This is a genomic window from Mannheimia sp., assembly GCF_056854775.1.
Map to the genome: position 1 here is coordinate 1 of NZ_JBXGGI010000043.1, position 2700 is coordinate 2700.

3 protein-coding genes are annotated in these 2700 nt (G+C 38.5%); 2 read left to right on the top strand and 1 reads right to left on the bottom strand.

Annotated elements, in window-relative coordinates:
* Positions 1-333, top strand: a 333-nt coding sequence (gene rpsB / locus ACJHV0_RS03430) for a 30S ribosomal protein S2 (RefSeq protein WP_483133388.1), incomplete at its 5' end; no start/stop codon positions are given.
* Positions 334-429: 96 nt separating this feature from the next.
* Positions 430-1281 carry a translation elongation factor Ts gene (gene tsf, locus ACJHV0_RS03435; RefSeq protein ID WP_025235827.1) on the top strand — a complete coding sequence of 284 codons (852 nt, stop codon included), beginning with the start codon at positions 430-432 and terminating at the stop codon, positions 1279-1281.
* Between the two features lie 92 nt (positions 1282-1373).
* On the opposite strand, the gene ACJHV0_RS03440 is transcribed toward tsf, so the two are convergent.
* Positions 1374-2700: phosphoethanolamine transferase (locus tag ACJHV0_RS03440; protein WP_483133389.1), on the bottom strand; the 1327-nt coding region annotated here is incomplete at its 5' end.

The window sequence follows — 2700 nt, forward strand, 5'->3', positions numbered from 1 at the left end:
AAAATCACTAAAAAAGAAGCGTTAATGCGTACTCGTGAGTTAGAGAAATTAGAGTTAAGCTTAGGCGGTATCAAAGATATGAACGGTTTACCGGATGCAATTTTTGTAATCGGTGCTGATCACGAGCATATCGCAATCAAAGAAGCAAACAACTTAGGTATTCCTGTATTTGCTATCGTTGATACTAACTCAACTCCAGATGGCGTTAATTACATCATCCCTGGTAACGATGACGCAACACGTGCAATCCAACTTTACTTAGATTCAGCAGTAGCTGCAATCAAAGAAGGTCGTGGCGTTGAAGTTGTTGCAGCTGAAGAAGCAGCAGAATAATTCAGTTTGTAGGGGCAGGTTTTACCTGCCCTAAACGATAAAATCTCTAGGCAGGTAAATCCTATCTTTCCCGTATCAAATCAAGAGGAATTAAAAATGGCTGAAATTACAGCATCATTAGTTAAAGAGCTTCGTGAACGTACCGGCGCAGGTATGATGGAATGTAAAAAAGCATTACAAGAAGCAAACGGCGATATCGAATTAGCGATCGACAATATGCGTAAATCTGGTCAAGCGAAAGCGGCTAAAAAAGCAGGTAATATCGCAGCTGAAGGTGTAATCTTAGCTCGCGTAGCTAACGGTTTTGGCGTATTAGTTGAAATGAACTGCCAAACTGACTTCGTAGCAAAAGACGCAGGTTTCTTAGGTTTAGCAAACGAAGTTGCAGATTTCGCAGCGGCAAACAAAGATATCTCTATCGAAGCATTAGCAGCACAATTTGAAGAAAAACGTGTTGCATTAGTGGCTAAAATCGGTGAGAATATGAACATTCGTCGTGTTAAATTCTTAGAAGGTAACGTAATTGCACAATACTTGCACGGTGCAAAAATCGGTGTATTAGTTGCAGGTGAAGGTTCTGAAGAAGAACTACGCAAAGTAGCAATGCACGTTGCAGCAAGCAAACCTGAATTCGTAAACCCAGAAGATGTATCTGCTGATGTAGTCGCTAAAGAGCGTGAAATCCAAATCGAAATCGCGATGAACTCTGGTAAACCAAAAGAAATCGCTGAGAAAATGGTTGAAGGTCGTATGGCTAAATTCACCGGTGAAGTTTCATTAACCGGTCAGCCGTTTGTAATGGATCCATCACAAACTGTAGGTCAATACTTAAAATCAGTAGGTACTTCAGTTGCTAACTTCATCCGTTTAGAAGTGGGCGAAGGTATCGAGAAAGTTGAAGAAGATTTCGCAGCAGAAGTTGCTAAAATTACTGGCGGTAACGCTTAATTCAATCTTTGAGTTGATGAAAAAAGCAGGCTTTTGCCTGCTTTTTTGTTGTGTAATGATGGGCAAATTGTTATTTGCCCCTACAAGTAGAATTAATGTGATGGAATAACGACTGCCGGATCTTCCACAGTAGATTGGGTTTCAATGATTTTTTTTAGCCCATAATCGCTTTTATCAGTTTTATTATTAAAGAGATCAAGCTCTTTATCTAACAACGCATTTTCAATGCCAATCCAATTTGCAATCCCATTGGTAAAATTCAGCCCTGATTTAAATGTCTTATAAATATTACGTTGAGTATCATCACTTGAAATTTTGAACAACGGAATGTCGTAGTGTAATTTACTTCTATCTTTACCATTTTGAATGACAATATTATCTTTAGATATTTCGTGAGATAAGCCGTGATCAGATAAATAGATCATCGAAAATGAACGCTGAGTTTCGGTTTGGTTTTTCACTAACATCTCATATACCCGTTTTAGCAATTCATCGGTTTTCTTAATTGAGGAAATATAACAATTCACGTTGAAATAACGCTTCGGTAGTTTGTTGTCATCAAACATTTTCGGATAATCGGTTAAACGGTCGCAAGTAATTGGGTGTGAGCCGTATAAATGCAAGAAAATAAAACGTTTGCCACTAGCAGGTTCTGCAATCACTCTACTGAAATGTGGCAGTAATTCAAAATCGCTCACGTTGCTGTTTAACGAATCGCCTGATTTGGTGAAGATCTTCACATCACTTTTATTGCCGATCGAGGAAATAGGTGTATCGTAATTACCCAAATAGCCTTGGTTAGAAATCCAATAGGTTTTTACCCCAGCAGATTTAATCAAATCAATCAAGGTTAAGGCATAATTAGCCTCCCATTTTTCAGTATCAGGCTTGGTTAGCATTAAACGCAGTGAGGCAATCGTATTTGTACCACCAGAGGTTAAACCATCAACAAGCGTACCATTTGCCGAGCTCATAAAAGGCGTATTAAGAATAGGGTAGCCGTAGGCGTGGTGATAATCCTTCCTTGCACTTTCGCCCATAATCAGCACGTAATCATCATATTTTGCGTTATCGCCAAGCTTCGATTCTCCCCATTGGGATTCTAAGGTTAAATTATTTAATTTCTCCAATTCTTTCGCAACTTTTGTTCCTGAACTATAAAATTCTTGGAAAAACTTGAATGGAGCAAGTTGAGCTAACATTAAAAGAGAAGCGGCTATAACAAAAGTTTTATTTCTCAAAAAGTGGATTTGATAAGCATTGGTAATTTTTTTGAAAAAAATGACCGCTAGTACAATCACTATGCCGGCTAAAATATGCAAAATAGGGAGCTGAGCCAGAAACTCTTTGCTCTCCATCATATCAGTTGCGAATACGGAAGCGATATATTCATAGGTTGGCTTACCAAAATTAAGCCCA

Bases quoted from the DNA above. Each gene is read 5' to 3' on its own strand.
- tsf (WP_025235827.1), top strand. From the start codon at position 430: ATGGCTGAAATTACAGCATCATTAGTTAAAGAGCTTCGTGAACGTACC.